The sequence below is a fragment of the Caulobacter sp. GSs2 genome (assembly GCF_058680895.1).
Genome location: NZ_JBZWJL010000002.1, coordinates 146,449 through 169,498 on the forward strand (window position 1 = coordinate 146,449; position 23,050 = coordinate 169,498).

The following is a 23,050-nucleotide window of genomic DNA, read 5'->3' on the forward strand; positions in this document are numbered from 1 at the left end:
CTTCGGCGCTTTGGCTGTCGTAAGGGATTTGAGATGGGCTTCGAACCCGGCTACGATAGTTTCAAGCAAATCTTGGCAGTAATCCCAACGAACTGTAGGAGTGCGCGTAATAGTGACGTATTCCGGGCAAACGGCCGGCCATGATCTATGTAGTGTCTCAAGTGATGATCGGGCATTTCGCGCGTAATAATTAAACGTCCACTCGCGTGATGTTTTGTCGCTGGGGTAGGATATGGCATTATCTTCGATTACACGTTCTAAAAACGACTTTGCATGAGCAAAAACTTCAGCACGCCTTCCGGTCTTCTGCGCAAGGAATGCGGCTCGCCAAAGAGAAAAAGCTACCGCCGTGAGATCTTGCGCCGCTTGTGAGTATTTTTTGATTTTCCAATAATTTGGATATTCATGGAATAAGTATAATAGGCGTAGAGAGCAAGATTGATTTCTAGCCCTACTTCGAATTGCCCATTCTAAGTGCTCTCGCTTTGCTGCTTCCATTAAAAATGCCACCCCTATCTCGCCACTTTGGTTGCAACCAAAGCTGCAGCTTTGCACGAGCCCTGCGCTGACGGAAGACGTCGTGATCCTAGACTAATCTTTATCCTGCCTAAGGCTGTCGAAGAGATCGTGGACGGAGCGCGCTTCTTCGCGCGCTTCGTAGCGACGCTCTTTCCATTCATCCATCTGGTGGTCTTCGTAGGCGGCCTGGTGCTCCTCGAACTGGTCCCATTCGGATTGAACCTCGTGGATCCGGCTGTGCAGGTTCATCGACAGTTCGTGCGCAAGCCATTCCAGGTTTTCCTTGGCCTGCTCGAAGTCGGCACTGGAGCGCAAGTCGCGCATGTAGCTTCCGAAAGCATGGGTCAGCCAATTGCTCAGGCCCGATCTTGCTGCATCTCGGGCGACATCGGTTTCCAGGACGCCCAGCAGGGTCACCGCCTCGGACGGATCGACCTCAGCGCGTACGGTCTCTAGAAGCGCGTCGCTGAGCGGTTTGATGTAGTCGCCGACGGACGCGCCATCGAGTTGCCAGCGGCCGAGCATGGCGATGATCGCCGCGCCCTCTTCTATTTTCGCGGATCGATAGGAGAGCCAGCCGTGGTGAAGGTCTCGCAGGGCTGGCTCCACAAGGGCCTGGAGCTCAGGCGCGCCGAGCGCGCTGGCGATGTGCAGAACGTGGCTGACCCGTTCCTCCAGCGACGGTGCATAGTCGAACGTGGCGCCATTGGCGCTTCCGCGAAGTGGCGCGCCCAGACAGGCTGAAAGTCCCGTGGCCAGCTTCGCGGGGGCCAAGGCTAGGGCGCTGCGGATACCGCCGCCACCTTCGCCATTGGCCAAGCGCCAGGTATTCCAGACTTGGGTCATCGAGATCGCCGCGGCTGCAACGTCCACGGCGTTCTGCGGGCCCTTCCGAAGCACGCTGTTCATTAGGTCCACAACGGACGGGTCCAGGAACTCCACTACGTCATGATCGGCGATGTTGACGAAAGCCCCTGTGAGCGAGCGCAGCGCCACTTCGAAATCCTCGGGAGAGGTCGTGAAGTTGTAGCGTTTCGAGCGCGCCGCTTGCAGCGCGTCGAAGGCGCTTCGCAAGCGGTACACGGCGCATCGTTCCGACAGCGAATGAAGCGCCAGGAGGAGGCTGCGTTCAGCGTGGCCGATCTCGTGGGAATAGGCCTGGCTCCAGATTTCCTCCGGGTTGGCCAGTAAGCGCCGCACGAAAGCCTGGAACTCGGCTGCGGGCGTGTCGGAGACACGGCGGTAGTCCGCCAGCCATCCGATCACTCGGGGTGAGAACTTCTTGTGGCGGATGATCTCCAGGTAGAACTCCCCCTCCAGCAACACAGCTCTGTACTCGGGAGGAAGGGCGCTGAAGTGGATGTGATTGTAGAGGATGCGTGCCCGGTCAGCCTCGTTGAGATGGCGCAAGGTGATGAGCACCTTGTCCCGATCCAGCAATGCGTCGCGAAAACGCTCCGAACCGGCCTCAGCTTGCCGAAACAGGTGCTCGCGAGTCGTTAGGACTAGCCGTGTCTCGGGGTTTTCGCGCACGAACTCGACGAAGTCGGCGATGAGCCGATCGCCGCTGCTGCTGAACGTTGAACCGGCTTCGCCCAGGTAGGTGCGACCAAGAAAGTCATCGTAGTGGAAGATGGCCTTGCCGCCGAAATAGAGCTTTCGCGCTTCGACGAAGCTGTTGCGGGCGACGATCACCTTGTAGCCGAGATAGAGGTGATCGTAGAGCAGGATATCGGCCAGGGTGGTCTTGCCGACCCCCGGTGGGCCGGCGATGACGACTATGCGATCACGCGCCAGCTTGTCGCGGGCCTGCGGGTAGGCGCCGGTGCGCACGACCCGCTTGATCACCTGCCTGACCCGCTGGACCTCGAAATTGCTTTGGGTTTCCTCTGCGTTGTGCAGGACCCGCTGCAGCACCGCAGTGCTCGAAAGCCAGAGCTTGAAATGCTGGGTTTCAATCTCGGGGAACTGCCCCAGCAGATTGTTGAGATCGTGGGCGCCCAGGATATCGCCGGTCGTCAGGATCGAACCGAATACGCCGGCGATCTCCTCCTTATGAGCCGGAGAGAGTGCTACAGAGGTCGCGACGATATAGCGGCTTACGCCCCGGCTCAGCTTGGCGAGCTTGGGCTTTTCCTTCTTCATGTCGCGCAGAAGTGCCTGATATCCGGACCGATCATAATGCTTGCATTGCACCACGATCTGTTTGGGTCCGCGCGCCGCCCGAAAGTCGATGCCGCCGTCGCGGCCGGACTTGAAGCTTTCCAACTGGACGCCGTCCCGCTTCTGGATCAGGTCGCGGGTCAGCTCTTCGAAGTCAGCGGGCGATAGCGTGTGGAAGTCGTAGTCGGGCACTGCTGGCCTCAAGTCGCCGATGGGCGGTTAGGTTTGCACGAACCTTGGCCTATCGCCATGCGCGCGCTTCAACGTCTATGGATCGCCGTCAACGGGCGAACCGGCCTAGCAGCCTGTGGTCAGCGCGGTTCCAGGAAGAACGCCATTGGCGTCCGGTCTAGATAGTGCTCGGCGTTGGACATCAGCAGCAGCCGATTGACGGTGGGGTCGTAAATCCCCTGCACCGGCGCGGCCACCTTCACGCGGCCGATGACGTTTGGAATGTCGCGCGTGGCGATCGCTGACTGCCCGGACGCATGCAAGGCGCTGAAGCGGGCGGCCAGGCCAGCCTCGTAGTTGGGTTTTCGCGCGCGAGTCCTGAGGCTCGTCAGGTATTTGCGGGCGTCGCGCAGCAGGACTGCACAGGCCTCAAGCGTTCCATCAAGAGCAAGGCGCGCCACGTCCATCTCATCCTGCGGGAAGGCGAAGGAGGCCTGCTCCACGCGAGCGACCAGATTGCTCAACCCGTTGTGAGGGTCTACCCCGCGCCGCAGGAGTACGTCGATAATCTCGGCCCAGCGATGGGTGGAATCGGTGACGATGGCTGAGCCGGTCGCCTGGGCAAGGTAGAGCGACATCTCGAAGTTGGGCTGCAGCTGCATCATGTTGAGGACGCCGCCGCCTTTGCCGCCGCCCAGCGAATCCGGCTGCAGCGAGACCAGCGGATCGGCGAGCTTGATCTGTTCTATTGCCAGCGCGATGTCCGCAGCGCTGGCGTCGGCGGCGTCGAACCCATTCTTGACGAGCCTGGCCTTCAGACCATCAATCGGCATCAGCATCTGGCTTCGGCGCATATCCCCTTCCATGACCCTCAGAGAGCGATCCTGCGGGTCGAGGCTTGGTCTTCGCCCCGTCGATCGCCGCCGGGCCATGTGCATCGTCTGTTCGCGCAGGTGATGGTCGAAGGCGCCTGGGTCAGGGACAAGGTTGACCAGCCCAAGATCGACCAGCGGCGTGAGGGTGAAGAGCAGCAGCAGGGCCTTCAGGATTTCCTGGCGGTAGGCGCTGGGGTTTTCGACGGGGCTGACGTCCTTGCGCAGGCTACCGGCGTGGACGAAAGGGTGAATGATCAGCAGTTCCCCGAAATAGAGGCCCGCGCCGACCGCGAACTCGTTGATCAGCTCCGGGTGGATCATGCCCGAATAGACGGCCCTCGGCCGTCCGTCCGGCTTGGGCAGAAGTTGTAGAAGATCCGTCTCCAGCGGCCAGAACGCGGTGAAGACGCCGTAGAGCCGGCTGATCCGCTCATCGGTTATGGCCTTGCGCACGTCGGTCCATGAGACGCCCGGCCCCACACCCATGATGTCCTTAGCCGCCCGGTAGAGCGCCAAGTTCCGTTCGCGGATGCTCAGTTCCGTCCAACTGGGCCGAAGGTGGACCGGGATTGCGCGGCAGCACGTCTTGTAGGCCCGCCCGGATCCGCATCCGCACGAGTCGTTGTCTCGTGGCGCGTCGGGTGTCTTCTGGAGGGCCTCGTAGGGCTTTTCGGTTCGCCCAAATTCATCCTGGTAGAGGACCCGACCGTCATTGAGCTTGGCGAAAATCTCCCCGCCAAAGTTCCACAGCCCCCCCTGCGGCGGGTGCAGAGAGTCGCCCAGCTCGCGCCATCCGTTTGGCACCTGTCGCTCCGGATAGAGCCACTCCTCGCGACCCGCCGCGATATAGCGTTGGGCGCGAGTCTTCAGGATGGCGTTGATGCTGAGGACGTCGGCGGCGGCAAGCTTGCGCGTGCGGATGAAGGTGTCGGTGCGCACCATCGAAGCGCGGAAATTGCGAGCGAACGTGCGTCTTTCGAGCGGGTTTTCGTTCGGATCCTTGGCGTATTCCAGGTTCGTCAGGATCAGGCAGAAGTCGCGGCTCAGCGGAAAGATCGTCTGCGAGCCTTTCAGCCTTATGGAGGGGTCGTGGTCGCCACGCCCCGCCGGCGGTATCGCTGGATTGTAGACGGTGACGGGACTGTCGGTGACGATGAACTTCACGTCGGAGTCTTCGGCCGAGACGATCTCTCGGACGCCCTCGGTCCAGACCGTGCAGTTCAGCATCTGCACGCCCTGCATTTCGAACATCAGTTCATTCTGATTCAGTTCGGGATACTGCGCCCTCAGCCAGGCCAAGCCCTTGGGCGTACGCACCTTCTGGATGTCGATATACGTGAACAGGGTCTGGAAATGGCGATGCCATTCGGCAGGGTCCGCGCTCATGAACGCCTTCACCGCGGGCGCGCCCTGAGTATCGATGGTGCCGAACAGCCGTCGTTCGATCTCGTCGTTCACCTCGGCACCGAAGAACGTCGAGTAGAGGTCGCGTTGGACGAAGCACTGTGACGTAGAACTTTTGAAGCGCGACCGGCCAGTCACCACTCGGCCGTCGGCGAGTTTGTGAGCTGGTGGAGCAAGGTCGAGATAGGCCAGGGTGTTGCTGCCGGGCTCGAAGAAGCCTTCCTGATACCAGCGCGGCACATAGTGGTTGTTGCGACTCTGCGTCATCCGGACCCGAGGGTTGGCCCATATTGTGGTCGGAAATAATCTATGAGTTCGGGCGATATCGGCCGGTTTCTACGTTCTGGGGTTTGCCTTCACAGACGGGGGCAACCGACCGCGCGTGGCTTGGTTACTTCGGAGCTTTCCTCACCTGACAAATGAGGGTTCACTCACCTCGGATCTCCCCAAAGACTCGATGATGCCGCATCCGCTGGCGAACCCCGCACAGCCCGTCGATACCATCTGCTGCAGTTCTCTCCGCAACAGTATCAGCTGCTCGATCTTCGCCTCGACAGCGTCCAGCTGTTCCCGGGCCAACTTGGTCGCGTCGTGACAGGCGCGGTCAGGATTATCCGAGAGATCGAGGAGCACGCGGATCGCCTCGACGGAAAAGCCGAACTGCCTTGCTTGTCTGATAAAGGTGAGGCGCTTGATGGTGGCGTTGTCGTAGAGGCGGTGCGCGCTTTCTGTCCTCGCGGCGACTGGCAGTAGGCCAATCTGCTCGTAGAACCGGATCGTCGTGACCTTCACATCGGTCGCTTTTGCGACGTGTCCGATCGACAAACGTGGCATCCGAGAGCTCCATGATCTGGGGAGAAATAGTGCTTGATCCTCTAGCCGCTAGAGGTCTTACAAGCGATTCATGTTTTCGGCGGGTGGCACTATGATGATCGGTCTCGGAAGGCGCCTTGTCGCCTTGCGGACGGTCGTGGTCACCCTGGCCGTTTTTGGTCTGCTCGGCGCCGGGATTTGCTGCACGACCGAAGCGTCGCCCGGCCCCACGGCCGCTGTCGGCGGGTCGTTTTTCACGGCTCAGTCAACAGGCGCGGCGTCTAAATCCCCCGCCTCGGCCGCAGGATACGTCTGTTCAGGCCATTGTTGGCATGTGGCCAGCTTGCCCGAGCCGTTCGTTGAGACTGTGCAGCTTGTCCAACCTGCGGCGTCGTGGACCCACATCGACGACCGGGCACGACAAGCTGTGGTCCCGCCCGCCGCCGAACGCCCTCCTCGCGCTTGAGCTCTCGCGCTACGGCGCCGAAGGTCTTGAGCAACAAGGGGATTGAGAGATCTATGCCACAATTTGTGCGCCACCAGCCCATGCGGATAGCTGTGAGTGGCCTTGCGCTGTCGGCGGGGCTGTTCCTCGGAGGCGCCGGTCGCGCCCTCGCCGATCCGGCGCCGGCGTTCCGGGACTTGCTCGCTCAGAGCCAGTCGACCGCGCCGCGACTCGCCGAGGCCAACGGCGCTGTGCGGCGCGCTGAAGGGCTCGCCGCCCAGGCCGGCGCGCGGCCCAATCCGACCCTCGGACTCGAGATGGAGAACTTCGGCGGCAGCCGCGCGCCCTACAAGGGCTTCGACGACGCCGAGACGACCTTGTCTATCGGGCAGTCGATCGAACTTGGCGGCAAGCGGCCGGCCCGGGTCGCGGCAGGGCGCGCAGACCTCGATGCGGCCCGCGCGCGATTGGTCCAAGCCCACGCCGACTATGGTTACGACCTGGCGATCGGCTATGGCGAGGCCGAGGCCGCCGAACGCAAGCTGGCGCTGGCCGAGGAGGCGGCGACGCTCACCCGCGAAGATCTCCGAATCGCTCAAGCGCTGGTCGATGCCGGTCGGGAAGCTGAGTTGCGTAGCATCCAGGCCCAGGCCGCGGTCAGCACCGCCCGCGCCGCGCTCGACGGCGCCCGGGCCGAACGCGCGGCAGCCTTATCGCGGCTCACCGCGCTTGCCGGGTCGCCGGTTCCATTTACGTCGCTCGGCGGTAGCGTGTTCACCGGAGCCAACGCGCTCGTGCCGCCTGGACCTGTCGAAGCGCTATCGACGCCGACCGTCAGGGTGGCGGAGGCTGAACGCGAGGCCGCCGCACGCCGGGTGCGGCTCGAGCGGTTGCAAGTCATTCCTGATGTCGAGGTGTCGGTCGGGGTCCGCCGCTACGGAAGTGAAAACGACACCACGGCCTTTGTGGCGGGCGTCTCCGCCCCGCTGCCGCTGTTCAATCGCAATCGCGGCAATATCACCGCCGCCCAAGGGGAATTGCAAGGCGCAGAGGCCCGCCTCGCCGCGGCGCGCCTAGACGCCCAGGCGGAGTTTCGGACGGCCTCCTCGCAAATCGAAGCCGCGTCGGCGCGGGCCTCGGCGGCCTTGGAAGGCGCGAGCACGGCGGAGGAAACCTATCGGCTGACCCGCTTGGCGTATGAGGCGGGGAAAGCTCCCTTGAGTGAAGTCATCACCGCGCGACGCGAGCTCTCAGCCGCCCGTGCCGATGTTTTGGAAGCCCAGCAGACGCGGTTGCGCGCCGAGGCGGGCCTGGCGCGGCTGCAGGGCCGCGCGCCATTCGGAGAATGATCATGGTCCGCCCCAAGACCCGCTTAAACCGGCAATGGCTGCTGGCGGGCGCAGCCCTCGTCCTCGCGGCCGGCGTCGGATTCGCCGCGGCCAAGTTGACGGGCCCCGGCGCCCCGCCTGCCGAGGCGGAGAGCGAGGCGGGGGAAGCCAAGGCCCCGATGGACACCGTCGTCATGGACCAGGCGCGCATCGCAGCCAGCGGCGTCGGCGTCCAGACGGTCGGCGGGTCCGGCGGCTTGGCGTCGGAAATCTCAGCTCAAGCGAGCGTCGAGGCGGCCCCGAACGCCCAGGCCGCCCTGACCGCCCGTGCCGCGGGTTCAGTGTCCCGCATCAACAAGCGCCTGGGCGACCCCGTTCGCGCAGGGGAGGTCCTGGCGCTTGTCGAAAGCCGCGAGGCCGGCCAGATCGCGGCGACGCGCAGCGTCGCGGCCGCCAAGGCCGATCTGGCGCGCAAGATGTTGGCCCGCGAGCGGCGGCTCTACGAGCAGAAGGTCAGTCCCCGTCAGGACCTGGAGGCGGCCGAGGCGGAACTCGCCGCGGCGGAAGCCGAGGCGCGAAGCGCGTCAGCCGCCGTCGGGGCGGCCGCCGTTTCCCGCGACGGGCGGTATGTCATGGTGATCAGCCCGATCTCCGGCCGCATCACGTCGGCCAGCGCCAGCCTGGGCGCCTTCGTCCAGCCCGAGACTGAGCTCTTTCGTGTCGCCGATCCGACCCAGCTCCAGATCGAAGCCTCGGTCACGGCAGCCGACGCCCTTCGCGTTCGGCCGGGGGACCCGGCCGTGCTGGAGACCAGCGAGGGGGTGACGGCCCCAGCCGTCGTGCGTTCGGTGACGCCGGGTGTGGATGAGACAACCAGGGCGGCAACGGTTGTGCTGGCCATGACGGGCGGGCAGGGCCTCCTGCAGCCCGGGCAAGTGGTGCGGGCTCGTATCACCGCCCGCGCGTCGCTCACGAACGGCATCGTAGTGCCTGAGGAGGCTGTCCAGGCCTGGGAAGGCCACGACGTGGTGTTTGTGCGCAACAAGGTCGGCTTCGTGGCGCGGCCGGTGACGATCGGAAACCGCTCCGGCGGCCGCGCCGAGATCAGCTCGGGTCTGCGCACTGGCGAGGTGATCGCGGTGAAGAACGCCTTCCTGCTCAAGGCCGAACTCGGCAAGGGCGAGGCGGAAGAAGACGAATAGCCCAGTGCCTTATCCGGAGATCGCCGAATGATCGGCCGCCTACTCTCGCTCTCGGTGAAGGGACGCTGGTACGTCCTCGTCCTCACCTTGATCATCGCCGCCCTGGGTCTGTGGCAGCTCACCAAGCTGCCCATCGACGCGGTGCCCGACATCACCAACAAGCAGGTGCAGATCAATACGGTCGCACCCGCCCTGTCGCCGATCGAGATCGAGAAACGGGTGACGTTCCCGATCGAGACTGCGCTCGCCGGGATCCCCGGGCTCGAGACCACGCGCTCGCTGTCGCGCAACGGGTTCTCCCAGGTGACTGCGGTCTTCCAGGATCGAACCGATCTCTATTTCGCCCGCCAGCAGGTGGCCGAACGCCTGACCCAGGCCGGCGACACCCTGCCGCCCGGGGTCCAGCCGCAGGTCGGACCGGTCTCAACCGGTCTCGGCGAAATCTTCATGTACTCGATCGAGTTCGCCAATCCGGACGGGAAGGGCGCCCGCGTCCGCAATGGCAGCCCCGGCTGGCAGAGCGACGGCTCCTACCTCACCGTCGATGGCGATCGGCTGACCGACGCCGTGTCGAAGGCCGCCTATCTGCGCACTGTCCAAGACTGGATCATCCGGCCGCAGCTTCGCACTGTGACCGGGGTCGCCGGCGTCGATTCGATCGGCGGCTATGAGAAGAAGTACGTGGTGGAGCCGGACCCGTCCAAGCTCGCCGCTTACGGGGTTTCCTACACCGATCTGGCCGAGGCGCTCGAAGCCGCCAACCTGTCGGTCGGCGCAAACTTTATCGAACGCTCTGGCGAGGCCTTCTTGGTCCGCGCCGACGCGCGGGTCCGGACCTTGGACGAGATCGCCAACGCCGTGATCGCCACCCGGCAAGGGATCCCCGTGGCCGTTAAGGACGTCGCGACGGTCCGGGTCGGCGGCGATCTGCGTACCGGTGCGGCCAGCAAGAACGGGCGCGAGGTCGTGGTCGGGACGGCCCTGATGCTGATCGGCGAGAACAGCCGTACCGTCGCCAAGGCGGTCGGGGAAAGGCTTGAGCAGGTGAAGGCGTCGCTGCCGCCGGGCATCGTGGTCAACACCATGCTCGACCGGTCCGCCCTGGTGAACGCCACCATCGGCACAGTGGAGCGCAACCTGACCGAGGGCGCGCTGCTGGTCGCCGCTACCCTGTTCCTGTTGCTGGGAAACGTCCGCGCCGCCTTTATCGCGGTGCTGGTGATCCCGTTCTCGTTCCTGATGATGGCCATCGGCATGAACGGCATGAATGTGCCGGGCAACCTGATGAGCCTAGGCGCCCTCGACTTCGGTCTGATCGTCGACGGCGCAGTGATCATCATCGAGAACTGTCTGCTGCGGCTGGCGCAGCGACAGCATCACGAAGGGCGGCTGCTGGCGTTGTCCGAGCGCCTCGAAACCGTTCTGCACGCGTCGCAGGAGATGATCCGCCCGACCGTCTACGGCCAGGCGATCATCTTCCTGGTGTTCGTGCCGCTGCTCACCTTTACCGGGGTGGAGGGTAAGACCTTCTATCCGATGGCCGTGACCATCATGCTGGCGCTCGCCGCGGCCTTCATCCTCTCGCTCACCTTCGTGCCGGCGATGGTCGCCATCCTGATGCGCGGCAAGGTGGCGGAGAAGGAGGTCCGGGTCATTGAAACGACCAAGCGCCGCTACGAACCGGTACTGCGCGCGGCGATTGCTCGGCCCTGGCCGTTCATCGGAGGCGGCTTGGCGATCTTCGGCGTGGCGGCGGTCCTGTTCACCACCCTGGGCCAGGAGTTCATCCCGACCTTGAACGAGAAGAACATCCTGCTGGGCTCAATGCGCATCCCGTCCACGGCGATGGAGCAGTCGGAGATCATGCAGCAGCAAATCGAACGCGCCGTGGCCAGCCTGCCGGAAGTCGAGATGGTCTTCTCCAAGGTCGGCACGGCCGAGATCGCCGCTGATCCGATGCCGCCCAACCAGTCGGATGGGTTCGTGATCCTGAAGCCTGAGAAGGAGTGGCCGAAGGGCGTCGATACCAAAGAAGAGGTCGTCCAGCGCGTGCTGGAGAAGGTCGAACCGTTGCTCGGCAACAACTACGAGGTCACCCAGCCGATCCAGATGCGATTCAACGAGCTGATCGCCGGGGTTCGCGGCGATGTCGCGATCAAGCTCTATGGCGACGACCTCGACAAGATGAGCGCGGCCGCCGCCAAGATCGGCGCCGCGCTGCAGACGATACCCGGCGCCTCGGGCGTTCGGGTGGAGCAGACCGCGGGGGCGCCGGCGCTCGACGTCCGGTTCAATCGGGCGGCGATCGCCAGCTATGGCCTGACCGTCCAGGAGGTCGCCGACACCCTGGCCTCGGCCATGGGCGGTCGCGAGGCCGGCACCGTGTTCGAAGGCGACCGCCGTTTCGATATCATCGTGCGGGTGCCAATGACGCAACGCAACGACATGGAGGCGTTGGCGGCCCTGCCGGTCATGCTCGCCTCGGCGGAGGGCCAGCCGAAACAATCGGTTCCCTTGCGGCAGGTGGTCGAGTTCCGGTTCACCGAAGGCCTCAACCAGGTCAGCCGCGAGGATGGAAAGCGGCGCGTGGTGATCCAGACCAATGTGAGCGGCCGCGACGTGGGCTCGTTTGTCGCCGAGGCGCAGGCCAAGGTCGAGACCGTGGCGCTGCCGCCCGGCTCCTGGGTGGTCTGGGGCGGCCAGTACGAGAACCTCAAGGCCGCGACCCAGCGCCTGGCGATCGTCGTACCGATCTGCTTCATCCTGATCTTCGTCATCCTGTTCCTGGCGCTGGGCGGGGTGCGGCCGGCCTTGGCGGTGTTTGCCGCCATCCCGCTCGGCCTCTCCGGCGGGGTCTTCGCGCTCATCATGACGGGGATCACCTTTTCCATCTCAGCGGCGGTCGGTTTCATCGTGCTAGCCGGGGTGGCGGTCCTGAACGGCCTGGTGGTGATGTCGAGCATCCGAGAACGCATGAGTGAGGGCTTGCCTATCGCCCAGGCGATCTATGATGGCGCGATGGAGCGGGTTCGCCCGGTGCTCATGACCGGCCTCGTGCCCGCGATCGGCTTCATCCCCATGGCGATCGCCCAGGGGACTGGCGCGGAGGTGCAGAAGCCCCTGGCCATGGTGGTGATCGGCGGGCTGATCACCGCCACTGCGGTCACCCTTGTGGTGCTTCCCGCCATCTCCGCTCTGGTGCTTGGCGGGGCACGCCGCACGCCCCCCGAGCTTGCCACGCCTACAGCCCCCCAACCTGCTTGAACCTGGACGAAAGTCGCGCCCGCCAGTCCCGATTTGAACAGGAGATCGCGAACATCATCTTCAAAGGGCGAGGCGACGGGTGAACACCCCAAAAGGAGACGCTCGATGAGACACTTCGACAAACCGGTTCTGCTGCGCATCTATACCGACCAGGACGCGCTGCATGGCGACCAGTCGACCTTCGCCGTCATTGTCGCGCGAGCGCGAGATGCCAGGCTGGCAGGAGCCACGGTCCTGCGTGGGCGGATGGGCTTTGGCGAGACAAGCCATGTCCACGCCCATCGGCCCTTCGACCTCAGCGACAACTTGCCGATGGTCGTCGAGCTGGTCGACGAAGACGAGAAACTGCGGGCCTTCCTGGCGGGGCTGGCCGACCTCGCCGGCATCGGACTGGCCACCTTCGAGAAGGTGGAAGTGGCCCAGTACGGCAAGGCCCGGGGGTGAGCTCCGAAGCGCATGCGCCCACCCGATCTCACTCGGGGAACGCGACCTCGAGGCCCTGGCGCGGCCTGTTCGAGGCCGGCGATCACTGGGCGATTTGGCGAGGGGCCGTGGGCGACAGCGATCCGCACCGGCACCTGGCCGCCCAAGCGGTGATCGCCGAGGCTCCGATCGGTGTCCTGGGCCCGACCGGGGAGCGTCGGCGCGGCCGCTGCATCCTCATCGATCCGCTGGTGCGTCACCGCCTAGAGCCCACGCGCCACGCGGAGCTCATCTTCCTCGAAGCCTCCCCAGGCGTCGTTCCGGACGCGTTGTCGCGTCGGCTCGCCGCCGCCTGGGCCGAAGAGCCGCCGATCGTCATCGCGTCCCAGGGGGCGGCCGGGGGATTCTGGGCGGACCGCCGGTCGGCCGGCGGCGGCGAACCGCAGCACGGCGTTCCGGACCGGGAGCGGCTAGGTGCAGCCCTCCGGCACATCGATCGTCACCTCGGCGCCGGCGCGATCCGCCTGGCGGACGCGGCCGGGCCTACCGGACTGTCGCCGGAGCGTTTCCGGCATGTCTTTTCTGAGGCGTTCGGAATGTCGTTCCGCCGCTACGTGCTCTGGCGCCGGATAGGGCGGGCCGTGGTGGCCCTGAACGGCGGCGCCGGGGCGACCGCGGCGGCCCATGACGCGGGCTTCGCCGATGGCGCGCACTTTTCCCGAACCTTGAAGGCCATGTTCGGCGTCTCTCCCCGCGCCCTGCAGTGGGACGCGGCGTCGAAGGCTCTGCAGCGCTAGCCGCTACGTTCAAGCCGGCCGGTCACCAGCGGCCTAGGATCCCGTCAAAGGGATCTGGATATGAGTGACACCAAGGATTTCGTGCCGGCGCTCGGGCGTCACGAACTGACCGGCGACTATGACCGGGTCATCGCCATCATGACCCGTGAACGGCGCTGGCGCGCTCAACTGCTGGCGCTCGCGGCCCCGCAGGCCGGCGAAACCATCGTCGATGTGGGCTGCGGCACAGGCACCTTCGCGCTCATGCTGCAGGCCGCCTGCCCGGTCGCCCGGGTGATCGCTATCGATCCCGACCCCAAGGTTCTGGAGATCGCCAGGCGAAAGGCCGCAGGGGCGGGCGGGGCGGTCGAGTGGCGGCAGGGGTTCGGCGACGAACTCGCCGGCGTCGCGGAGCTTGGCAGCGTGGACATGGTCGTCTCCAGCTTGGTGCTGCACCAATGCCCGCTCCCGGTGAAGCGCGCCATCCTGGCGTCGATGTTCGCGATCCTGAAGCCGGGCGGGCGCCTCGCCATCGCCGACTACGGCGCCCAGCGAAGCCTCCTCATGCGCCTGCTCTTCCGCCAGGTGCAGGCGCTCGACGGGTTTGAGAACACTCAGCCGAACGCCGACGGCGTGATTCCGCAGCTGATGGCCGAGGCCGGCTTCCGGGAGGTTTCCGAAGGGCGTGTCGTGCCGACGCCGACGGGATCAATATCGCTCTATTCGGCAACCCGCGGCCCGATCTGACGCTAAGCTGGGGCCGACATGTCCGCGCCGGCGACGCTTGATCGTTCACGCCGGCGCATCCCTGACGAGGCCCCTTGATCCTCTAGTGGCTGGAGATGTTAGGTTCGACATAACACGCGGAGATCGGACCCATGCAAGAGCATCGGACGCTGTCGCCAGCGCCCTGGCTGGGCCTTTTCCTGGCGGCGATCTGGGCGGCGGGCGACCTAGTCACGAAGGCCGCCGTCGAGGCCTGGCTCATGACGCGGCCGAGCGCTCGGCAGACGCTCGCGCCCTACCTGGACCTTACCCTGTCGCACAATCGCGGGGTGACCTTCGGCCTCTTCAACGCCGCTGGGACATCGAGTTTGCTGATCCTCGGCCTTACCGGCGCCATCGCGACCGTCCTGGTAGTCTTGATTCTACGCAGCCGCCGCCTTGGTCCGCTGCTCTGTCTTGGGCTGGTGCTCGGTGGGGCGATCGGCAACATCGTCGATCGGGCGCGTGACGGGGCCGTGACGGACTTCTTGGACTTCCATATCGCCGGAGCGCACTGGCCGGCGTTCAACATGGCCGACGTCGGTGTCGTCGTCGGCCTGGCAGGCTTCGTGATCTCCGATCTGGTTTTCTCGCGGCGCCGCAAGCCCGCGGGGTGACCTTGCTCCACGGCGGCCAGGGTGAGGCGGCTGGCGGACCATTGCCCAGATCGAATGGCCGCCGCTACTAGGTGAAATCAGGGCTTGATCCTCTAGCGGCTAGAGGTGTTATGCCAAGGCCATGACTGATGATAACGATAGCTGCGGATGCCACGGGGATACCGAACGCGCGCAGCACGACCCCGCCTACCGCCGAGCGCTCTGGATCGTGGTCGTGCTCAATGTGGGCTTCGGCCTCTTCGAGATTGTCGGCGGCTTCCTGGCCGGGAGCCAGGCGCTGAAGGCCGACGCCCTGGACTTCCTGGGAGATGGCTCGATCACCTTTGTCGGCTTGCTGGCGCTGGCCTGGACCGAACGTGCGCGGGCCCGGGTGGCCCTGGTCCAGGGCCTCTTCCTGGCCGGACTGGGCGTCTTCGTCATCGGGATGGCGGCATGGCGCGCTCTGAACGCCGTCCCTCCCGAGGCGGAGTTGATGGGCGGAATTGGCGTTGCGGCCCTGGCGGTCAACGTCGTGGCCGCTTGGATCCTCTCTCGCTTCAAGGAAGGCGATTCCAACGTCCGCGCCGTCTGGCTGTTCTCACGCAATGACGCCCTGGCCAATGTCGCGGTGATCGTCGCGGCCGGCCTGGTCTATTTGACGAAAAGCGCCTGGCCCGACTTGGTTGTGGCTGCGGCAATCGCGCTGCTGTTCTTGCATTCGGCCACAGAGATCATCAGAGACGCCCGCCGCGAGCTGAACGAACCCGCACATGTCAGCTGATCGCGCGCGCCTGCCGTCTCGGATCGAGTCCGGCCTCCGAAAGCTTCTGCTTCTCAGTCTCATCATTGTGAGCTGGGCGGTGCTTGCGCCGGGCGCCCGCGCAGAAGCGACGGCCGCCGAGACGATCTGGCGGCTGCTCGACTATGTGGCCGTGGACTACTCCGGGGCCGTGAAGGACGGCCGGGTGTCCAACCCGGCGGAATACGCCGAGATGGTGGAGTTCTCCGCCTCGGTTCGCACCCGCCTGAACGGCCTGCCCGGCGTCGAATCGAAGCCGGCGCTCGCGCAGGGGGCCGCCGAGCTCGAGAAAGCCATCGCCGACAAGGCCGCGCCCGAGCTCGTCGCGACCCGCGCGCGCAACTTGGCGGCCGAGCTCTTGGCCGCCTATCCCGTGGCGCTGGCGCCGCAGACCGCCCCGGACCTCCAGCGCGGCGCGGCCCTCTTTGAGCAACAGTGCGCGTCGTGCCACGGCGCGAGCGGCGACGGGAAGGGACCCGACGCCAGGGGCATGGATCCGCCCCCGATCGCCTTCACCGATCGGGCACGCGCCGATCACCGCAGCGTCTTCGCGCTCTACCAGGTGATCGACCAGGGCCTGGACGGCACGGCGATGGCGAGCTTCGCGCACCTTCCGCCCGGGGACCGCTGGGCGCTGGCCTTCTATGTCGGCCGGTTCGCGTATGACGCGGAGGCCGCGCGACGTGGCGAGCGGCTTTGGCGCGGCGATCCGAGTATCCGCGCGGCGTTCCCGGACCTGGCCGCGGTCACCCGCATCACCCCGGCTAGCCTCGCCGCGACCCTGGGCGCGAAGAACGCGGCCGACCTGACCGCCTTCCTTCGTCGGAAGCCTGAGATCATCGTGACCACTCGGTCGGACGGTCCGGTGTTGGAGGTGGCGCGGACGAAGCTCGCGGCCACCGTGAAGGCCTATGCGGCGGGAGATCGGCGGGCCGCCACGGACCTGGCGCTTTCGACCTATCTTGACGGCGTCGAGCCGGTGGAGCCGGCGATCGCCGCCCGCGATCGCGCCTTGTTGGCGCTCATCGAAACCGCCATGGGCGAGTTCCGACAGCGCATCGCCCGCGGCGCCCCGGTCGAGGCGGTTCGCGAACAGGCCCTCCTCATCGAGGACCTGTTCGGCGAGACCGAGGCAATCCTCGCCCCGGCCAAGGCCGATATGGCTTCCGCGTTCCTGGGCGCCTTCACCGTGCTCCTGCGCGAAGGCCTGGAAGCCCTGCTCATCGTGGTGGCCATGATCGCCTTCTTGCGGAAGGCCGAGCGGCAGGATGTCCTGCCCTTTGTACACGGCGGTTGGGCGAGCGCGCTCGCCGCCGGCGCCGCCACCTGGGTGGCCGCCACCTATTTGATCACCATCAGCGGGGCTAGCCGCGAATTGACGGAAGGTTTTGGCGCCCTATTCGCCGCGGCCGTCCTGCTCAGCGTCGGAATCTGGATGCACGGCAAGAGCCAGGCCGACGCTTGGCAGCGCTACATTCGCGACAAGCTCTCCCGGGCGCTATCGCGCCGCTCGGCTTGGTTCCTGTTTCTGCTGACCTTCGTCGTGGTCTACCGCGAGGTGTTCGAGACCATCCTCTTCTATGCCGCGCTATGGAATCCGGCGACGGCGACGGCGGTGCTCGCCGGCGCGGCAACGGCTGTCGCAGCGCTCGGGGCCATCGCCTGGGCGATGCTGCGTTACAGCCGCAAGCTTCCGATCGGGAAGTTCTTCGCGTTCAGCGCCGCCTTGGTCGCGGTTCTGGCCGTGGTGCTGGCGGGCAAGGGTGTCGCCGCGCTTCAAGAGGCGGGGATGATCAGCGTCTCCGCGGTGCGGGGTTGGCCGCGCATCGAGGTGCTAGGCATCTACGCCACCCTGCAGACCCTGGCCGCGCAGCTTGCCGTCTTGGGCGTGCTGATAGCCGGCTTCCTCTACAACCGTCGCACCGCCGCGGTCCACGCGGCGAACGCGCCCTAGCGGGGAGGGCGATCCATGGCCGCCCGTCACCCGCCCATCCGCGGCGCGGAGCCTGCCCGCCCCGAACTCGTGCAGGCCGTGGGCCGGGCCGTCGATCACTACAACGCCGGACGGTGGCGCGCGGCCGAGACCGAAGCTCGCCTCGCCCTTGGGTTCGCGCCCACCGATCCGTCGGCGCTCAACGTGGTGGCCGGCGTGGCGATGCAGGAGGGGCGGACAGCCGACGCGGTCGCGCTCTTCCAACGCGCGCTGGGGGCACAGCCCAGGAACCCGTTCATCCAGTTCAACCTCGGCGAAACCCATCGTCGGGCCCACGCCTTTGCCAAGGCCCTGCCGTACTTCGAACGCGCCGCCGAGCTGAAGCCGGACTTTGCCGAAGCCTTCGCCTACGCCGCCGAGGCTCTGCGCGGCCTGGGACGCGGGGAGGCGGCTGAACGATGCTACCAGACCGCGCTGCGCCTCTCGCCGAAGCTGCCGGTGGCGCTCAACGGTTACGGCCTCCTGCAGCTTCGGCGTGGGAAACCCTCCCAGGCGGCGCCCCTCTTCGCCGTGGCGCTAGATGGGATGCCCCCAAGCCATCCGATGGTCCCGGGGCTGTTGTCGAACCTTGGGATAGCCCGCCTCCAGCTCGGTCAAGGCCTCGAAGGGCTGACCGACCTGGCGCGCGCCGTGGAGTTGAGCCCGCACGCGGCGGACTTATGTCGCCTGCTGGCCAGCAGCTTGCGCCACACCAAGGTCGTGCCCTCTAGCGGGATGTTCCGCGAGGTTCTGATCAGGCTCTTCGACCGCGACGACATCAATCCGCGTAATCTGGCCACGGCGGCCCTGGCGGTCCTGCGACACGACGTCGGGGTCGATCGACTGCTGCGCGCCATCGAGGCGCGCCCCGCCGACACCGGGCGGATCATCGCCGAAGACGGCGCGGTCGCCGCGCGCCTGGTCCAGGATCCGCTGTTCCTGGTCCTGCTGGGATCGGCCCCCATTCCAAACGTCGCGGTCGAGCTGCTCATGGTGCGCCTGCGTTCGGATCTGCTTGCCGCAACCGATGAGGCGCCCGAGGCTCTCGATGACGAATTGCCCTTGGCGACCCGCTTGGCCCGCCAGGCCTTTCTCAACGAGTACGCCTACTTTGTCAGCGCTGACGAAGACCAGGGCGTCGAACGGCTCGGCCAGGCGCTCGACCGTGATGATCTGGGCCGCCGTCCAGGCGACGCCGTTCGGATCGCTATCCTGGCGGCATACCGCCCTCTGAGCGCGACCCCGCTCGCGGCCAGGCTGTTGCGCGATCCCGTGCCGGACATCGCCGACCTGGTCCGCGAGCAGGTCACCGAACCGGCGCTGGAGACGGAGTTGCGCGCCAGGCTGCCGGTGCTCAAGACGGCCACCGACCCCGTCTCAATCGCGGTCCAGCGGCAGTACGAAGAGAACCCCTATCCCCGGTGGACGCGCTGCGGCCTCGGGGCGCCGCTGCCCTTCGCCGACGCCGTGCGCGTCGCCCTGCCGCATCTTGGCGAAGGACAGGCGCCGGAGGTCGCACGCCCGCGGATCCTCATCGCTGGCTGCGGCACCGGATTGGAGACCATGCGGGTCACCAACACCTACAAGGATGGGTCGATCCTGGCCGTTGACCTTAGCGCCGCGAGCCTCGGCTACGCGATGCGGAAGACCCAAGAATACGGCCTCGCCAACGTCGGGCACCTGCAAGGCGACATCTTGGACCTTCCGGTCCTCACCGAGCGGTTCGATCTCATCGACAGTTTCGGCGTGCTGCACCACATGGCCGACCCGGACGCGGGTCTGCAAGTGCTGTCGGGTCTGCTCAAACCCGGCGGCCTGCTGTCTATCGGCCTCTACAGTGAGCTAGGACGCGGCGGCGTGGTCGAAACCCGCGCCCACATCGCAGCCCGGGGCTATCCCGCCACGCCCGAAGGGGTCCGCGACCTGCGACATGACCTGATGACCCGCCCGCGCCCGCTCGAGCTGGAGGTGGTGTTGAGCCCGGCCTCCGATTTCTGGACGACGTCGGACTGCCGCGACCTCGTCTTCCACGTCAACGAGCATCGCTTCACCCTGCCGCAGGTCGGTCAGATGTTGGATACCGCTGGACTGGACTTCCTCGGGCTTCAGTTTGGCCATGCGGCAGACCGAACCCGCTTCCTTGCCGAGCACCCGGCGCCAGGCGCGATCCAGGATGTACAGACCCTGCAACGATACGAGCTGGATCATCCGGAGGTGTTCGGCGACACCTACCGGATCTGGGCGCAGCGCCCACGCCATCGGCGGCGTTGATGACTCATGCGCCTCAACCGCCCAAGGTGGACCTGGCGCATTATCGAGGGAGGGTGACATCTCTATCTGGCACGGGGGTGACATTACTATCCGGCGGTGTGGGTTCTAGCTGAAGTGCGACTAGGGGTCACTGCACGAAGGTGGTGTTTATGTACGCCAGTGAAGAACGGATGGCGAACATTCGAGAGGGATGTTCACGCCGCGAGCAATGACGACGGCTCTGTGCGGAACGGCCTGAGCTGATCCGGCCCTGCCGGCCGGTCATCCCGTTCCCAGCTATAGTCACCGGTGAGCGAGATATGCTCCCAGCCGAGTGGCGCGATATGGCGGGCGATCTCATCCGGCGTGCTCATGTCTGCCAATGCCCGTTCGAGATAGCGCGTATTCCACAGGATGATCGCCGCAACCAGCAGGTTGAGACCTGAGGCGCGGTAGGACTGGTTTTCGAAACGGCGGTCGCGCAATTCGCCGAGTTGGTTGAAGAACAGCGCGCGGGCGAGCGCATTGCGCGCCTCGCCCTTGTTCAAACCGGCCTGGGTTCGCCTGCGCAGATCGATGTCCTGCAACCAGTCGAGCATGAAGATCGAGCGTTCGAGGCGCCCGATTTCGCGCAGCGCCAGCGCCAAGCCGTTCTGACGCGGATAGGCTGACAGTTTGCGCAGCATTGCCGACGCGGTGACGGTCCCGGTTCTTATCGAGGTGGCCAGCCGCAGCAGTTCGTCCCAATGCGCAGCTACATGATGGCGCGCGATCGGATCGCCGACCATGCCGGCAAGCAACGTCCCCGCCTCCTGACCGGGCAGCAGGTGCAGGCGACGCTCTTTAATGTCGCGCAGCCGGGGCGCGAAGCGATAGCCGAAGAACGGCATCAGCCCGAACACATGGTCTGACGCGCCGCCCGTATCGGTATAATGCTCTTCGATCGACTGACCAGTCTGATGGTACAGCAACCCGTCGAGCACATAGGGCGCCTCGCCAGCGGTCGCGGCGATTATCCGCGATGCGAACGGATCATACTGGTCCGAGATGTGGGTGTAGAACGACACGCCCGGTTCGTTTCCGTTGCGCGCGTTGATGTCGCCGATCGCGGCGCCGCGCCCCCCGGCATGGAATTGCTGCCCGTCGCTCGACGAGCTTATGCCGCTCCCCCATAGTCCAGCGAGCGGCATCGTCCGATGCGCCTCGATCAGTCGCCCCAGCGCGTCGCCATAGGCGGTCTCGCTGATATGCCAGTCGTGGAGATGAGCGAGTTGGCGCAGGCTGGCGCCGTGGCAACTGTCCGCCATGCGGGTCAGCCCAAGATTGATGCCGTCGGCGAGGATCACGGTCAGCAACGCGTTGCGATCTTCGACTTGGCGGCCTTATCGCCGGTGGGTGAAACAGTCGCCGAACCCAGTCCACGTATCGACATCGAGCAGGATGTCCGTGATTTTCACGCGGGGGAGACGGTCATAAGCGGCGCGGCGCGCAACCTCGGCCGCAGGCGGCGTGATGGCCCTCAGCGGCGAGATCATCAGGCCGTTTTCGTCGAGCCGGACTTGGGGCAGTTCGCCCTGTCGGGCCAGCACGGTCACCCGCCTGATCGCGCTATCCAGTCGCTCGCGGCGATCCTCGATATGATGCTCAAACTGGGTTTCGACCGCGAGCGGAAGCGGCCCCTTTTCGCGCAGCGCCGCGAAGGTGGCGGGCGGGATCAGATAGGCGTCGAAGTCCCGGAACTGTCGGCTGCCTGCCACCCAGATATCACCGGCACGCAACCGGTCCCGAAGCTGCGACAGCGCGCAGAGTTCATAGGCCGCGCGGTTAATGACACCGTCGTGGATCACGAAGGGTCGCCAACCCGCCGGCACGAAGCGCAGCGGCGCGGTGTCTGGCAGGCGTCGTTTCCCGGTCCGGTAGAGATCGGCGATGACGGCCAGTGCGTCGAGTATACCCTGTACCGGCGCCGCGCCGCGAAACGCGAACGCCCGCAGAAATTGGCCGGCGAACAGCTTCACCGTGCGATGCCGCTCAATCAGCTCAGCCGTGCGGTCGATCATCTCGGGGCGGACGAGTATCTCCGCCTGGGCAACAGCGGAGCCGAACCGCTCCCAGTCGAACGGGCGGATACGCGCAAGGGATTCGACACCCTTGGCGTGCGCGTCGATCAGCACCCGACAGCTATCGGTCAGGATGCGCAGATGCCCCTGCATCTCTCGCACCGTCCTGATCGCCTTGTCGCGCGTCCGGTTCTCCGCCCGCCGCGTCATGCTGCCGAGCAGCTTATCGAACATTGTGAGCGTGGCGTCGTTCAGACTTTCCTCGATGCGGATGGTTGCGGCCGCGAGCGTCGCATAACGGCGCAGCGGGCTGAGTTCTCCCAGATGCTGCGGCGTGATCCGCACCGCCTCGTCAGCCAGCCGGTCGAAGGTCGCCGATGGGATCATGGCGGCGCGGTCTGGATCGAGACCGAGCGTCCGGACATGATCGAGCCGTTCCAGCAGCCGGAGAATGTTGCGTGGCGCCGGTGATTGCGGCGCGTTGCGCAGCCAGGCCAGCCATGTCGGTCCCTGATCCGATCGTCGGGCCAGCAAGGCGTCGAGCGCCGCCAGTCGGTCGGTCTCGATGCCACTGGTCAGGATTTCATGGGTAAGTTGCTCGGCTTGCTGCCGCGCGTGCCTGACGATCGCCTCGATGACCGCGGATGGTGGTAAAAGCACCCGTCGTCGTCGCAGTTCATCGACCACGGCGCCGGCGAGCTGGAGAGGCTGGGCAACAGTTTGCGCGACCGGCATCGCGAACGCCACGATCGCGCGAAAGTGGTTCCGGTCGAATGCGACATAGCTGAACCGCTTCATGAGATCGGCGAGATGGGCGCGCCGCGTTTCGTCACGACGCGCGTAATTCTCAAACGCCGTGGCCGGCACGCCTATCTGATTGGCCACGAAGGCGAGGATGGCGCTCGGCGGTTTCTCACCCGCCTCCAGCACACGTCCCGGCCAACGCATGTAGAGCAGCATGATCGCGAACCCGAGCCGGTTCGGCGCTCCCCGGCGTTCGCCGACAAGATCGAGATCCTCGCGGCTGAGGGTGAAGTGCCGAGCGATCTCACGTTCGTCGGTCGGGGGATCGCAATGCCGCGCCAACGCCTCGCGTGTCAGCAACTGCCGCCTTGCCATAGGCCACGACCTTTCTGCGCGGTGTCCGTCAGACGGTCCTCTGGCGGCCAGCATGATTATGTCCGCCAACTCTGGACCCGCGATGGCTATTCGGACAAGAATGGAA

13 protein-coding genes and 1 pseudogene are annotated in these 23,050 nt (G+C 65.7%); 10 read left to right on the plus strand and 4 right to left on the minus strand.

Annotated features, from left to right (window positions below; translation table 11 throughout):
• Window positions 1-591 precede the first annotated feature (591 nt).
• The 3 genes from ACW17Z_RS19690 to ACW17Z_RS19700 form a co-directional block, all read right to left on the minus strand.
• A complete protein-coding gene (locus tag ACW17Z_RS19690) occupies window positions 592-2,874 on the minus strand; it encodes an nSTAND3 domain-containing NTPase (RefSeq protein WP_492058665.1) in 2,283 nt (760 codons plus the stop codon).
• A 119-nt stretch (window positions 2,875-2,993) separates the two neighbouring features.
• A complete protein-coding gene (locus tag ACW17Z_RS19695) occupies window positions 2,994-5,399 on the minus strand; it encodes a DUF4238 domain-containing protein (RefSeq protein ID WP_492058667.1) in 2,406 nt (801 codons plus the stop codon).
• A gap of 141 nt (window positions 5,400-5,540) precedes the next feature.
• The gene (locus tag ACW17Z_RS19700; protein ID WP_492058669.1) at window positions 5,541-5,966 is read right to left on the minus strand and encodes a MerR family transcriptional regulator; all 426 of its coding nucleotides are present in this window, start codon (window positions 5,964-5,966) and stop codon (window positions 5,541-5,543) included.
• Between the two features lie 498 nt (window positions 5,967-6,464).
• Here ACW17Z_RS19700 and ACW17Z_RS19705 point away from each other — a divergent pair, with 498 nt between their 5' ends.
• The 10 genes from ACW17Z_RS19705 to ACW17Z_RS19750 all read left to right on the plus strand — a co-directional run bounded on the left by ACW17Z_RS19705 (window position 6,465) and on the right by ACW17Z_RS19750 (window position 19,786).
• Complete coding sequence (locus ACW17Z_RS19705) at window positions 6,465-7,739, plus strand: TolC family protein (protein ID WP_492058671.1); 1,275 nt, start codon at window positions 6,465-6,467, stop codon at window positions 7,737-7,739.
• A gap of 2 nt (window positions 7,740-7,741) precedes the next feature.
• Window positions 7,742-8,920 carry an efflux RND transporter periplasmic adaptor subunit gene (locus ACW17Z_RS19710; RefSeq protein WP_492058672.1) on the plus strand — a complete coding sequence of 393 codons (1,179 nt, stop codon included), beginning with the start codon at window positions 7,742-7,744 and terminating at the stop codon, window positions 8,918-8,920.
• A 27-nt stretch (window positions 8,921-8,947) separates the two neighbouring features.
• Window positions 8,948-12,184 carry an efflux RND transporter permease subunit gene (locus ACW17Z_RS19715; RefSeq protein WP_492058674.1) on the plus strand — a complete coding sequence of 1,079 codons (3,237 nt, stop codon included), beginning with the start codon at window positions 8,948-8,950 and terminating at the stop codon, window positions 12,182-12,184.
• Window positions 12,185-12,289: 105 nt separating this feature from the next.
• Window positions 12,290-12,628: a DUF190 domain-containing protein gene (locus ACW17Z_RS19720; RefSeq protein WP_492058675.1), complete on the plus strand. Its 339-nt coding sequence runs from the start codon at window positions 12,290-12,292 to the stop codon at window positions 12,626-12,628.
• Window positions 12,629-12,735: 107 nt separating this feature from the next.
• A complete protein-coding gene (locus ACW17Z_RS19725) occupies window positions 12,736-13,404 on the plus strand; it encodes a helix-turn-helix transcriptional regulator (RefSeq protein ID WP_492058677.1) in 669 nt (222 codons plus the stop codon).
• A 60-nt stretch (window positions 13,405-13,464) separates the two neighbouring features.
• Entirely contained in the window at window positions 13,465-14,130 is a 666-nt protein-coding gene (locus ACW17Z_RS19730; RefSeq protein ID WP_492058679.1) for a class I SAM-dependent methyltransferase, read from the plus strand.
• 131 nt (window positions 14,131-14,261) lie between these two features.
• Window positions 14,262-14,765, plus strand: a complete 504-nt coding sequence (gene lspA / locus ACW17Z_RS19735) for a signal peptidase II (protein WP_492058680.1) — start codon at window positions 14,262-14,264, stop codon at window positions 14,763-14,765.
• A 121-nt stretch (window positions 14,766-14,886) separates the two neighbouring features.
• On the plus strand, window positions 14,887-15,525 hold the full coding sequence (locus tag ACW17Z_RS19740) for a cation diffusion facilitator family transporter (RefSeq protein ID WP_492058681.1): 639 nt from the start codon (window positions 14,887-14,889) through the stop codon (window positions 15,523-15,525).
• Window positions 15,515-17,497 (plus strand): FTR1 family protein, encoded by a 1,983-nt coding sequence (locus ACW17Z_RS19745; RefSeq protein WP_492058683.1) that lies wholly within the window; start codon window positions 15,515-15,517, stop codon window positions 17,495-17,497. Before ACW17Z_RS19740 ends, ACW17Z_RS19745 begins: the two co-directional genes overlap by 11 nt.
• Before the next feature lie 15 nt (window positions 17,498-17,512).
• Entirely contained in the window at window positions 17,513-19,786 is a 2,274-nt protein-coding gene (locus ACW17Z_RS19750) for a methyltransferase domain-containing protein (protein WP_492058685.1), read from the plus strand.
• A gap of 194 nt (window positions 19,787-19,980) precedes the next feature.
• Here ACW17Z_RS19750 and ACW17Z_RS19755 read toward each other — a convergent pair.
• Window positions 19,981-22,944, minus strand: a pseudogene (locus ACW17Z_RS19755) (Tn3 family transposase).
• Window positions 22,945-23,050: the final 106 nt, after the last annotated feature.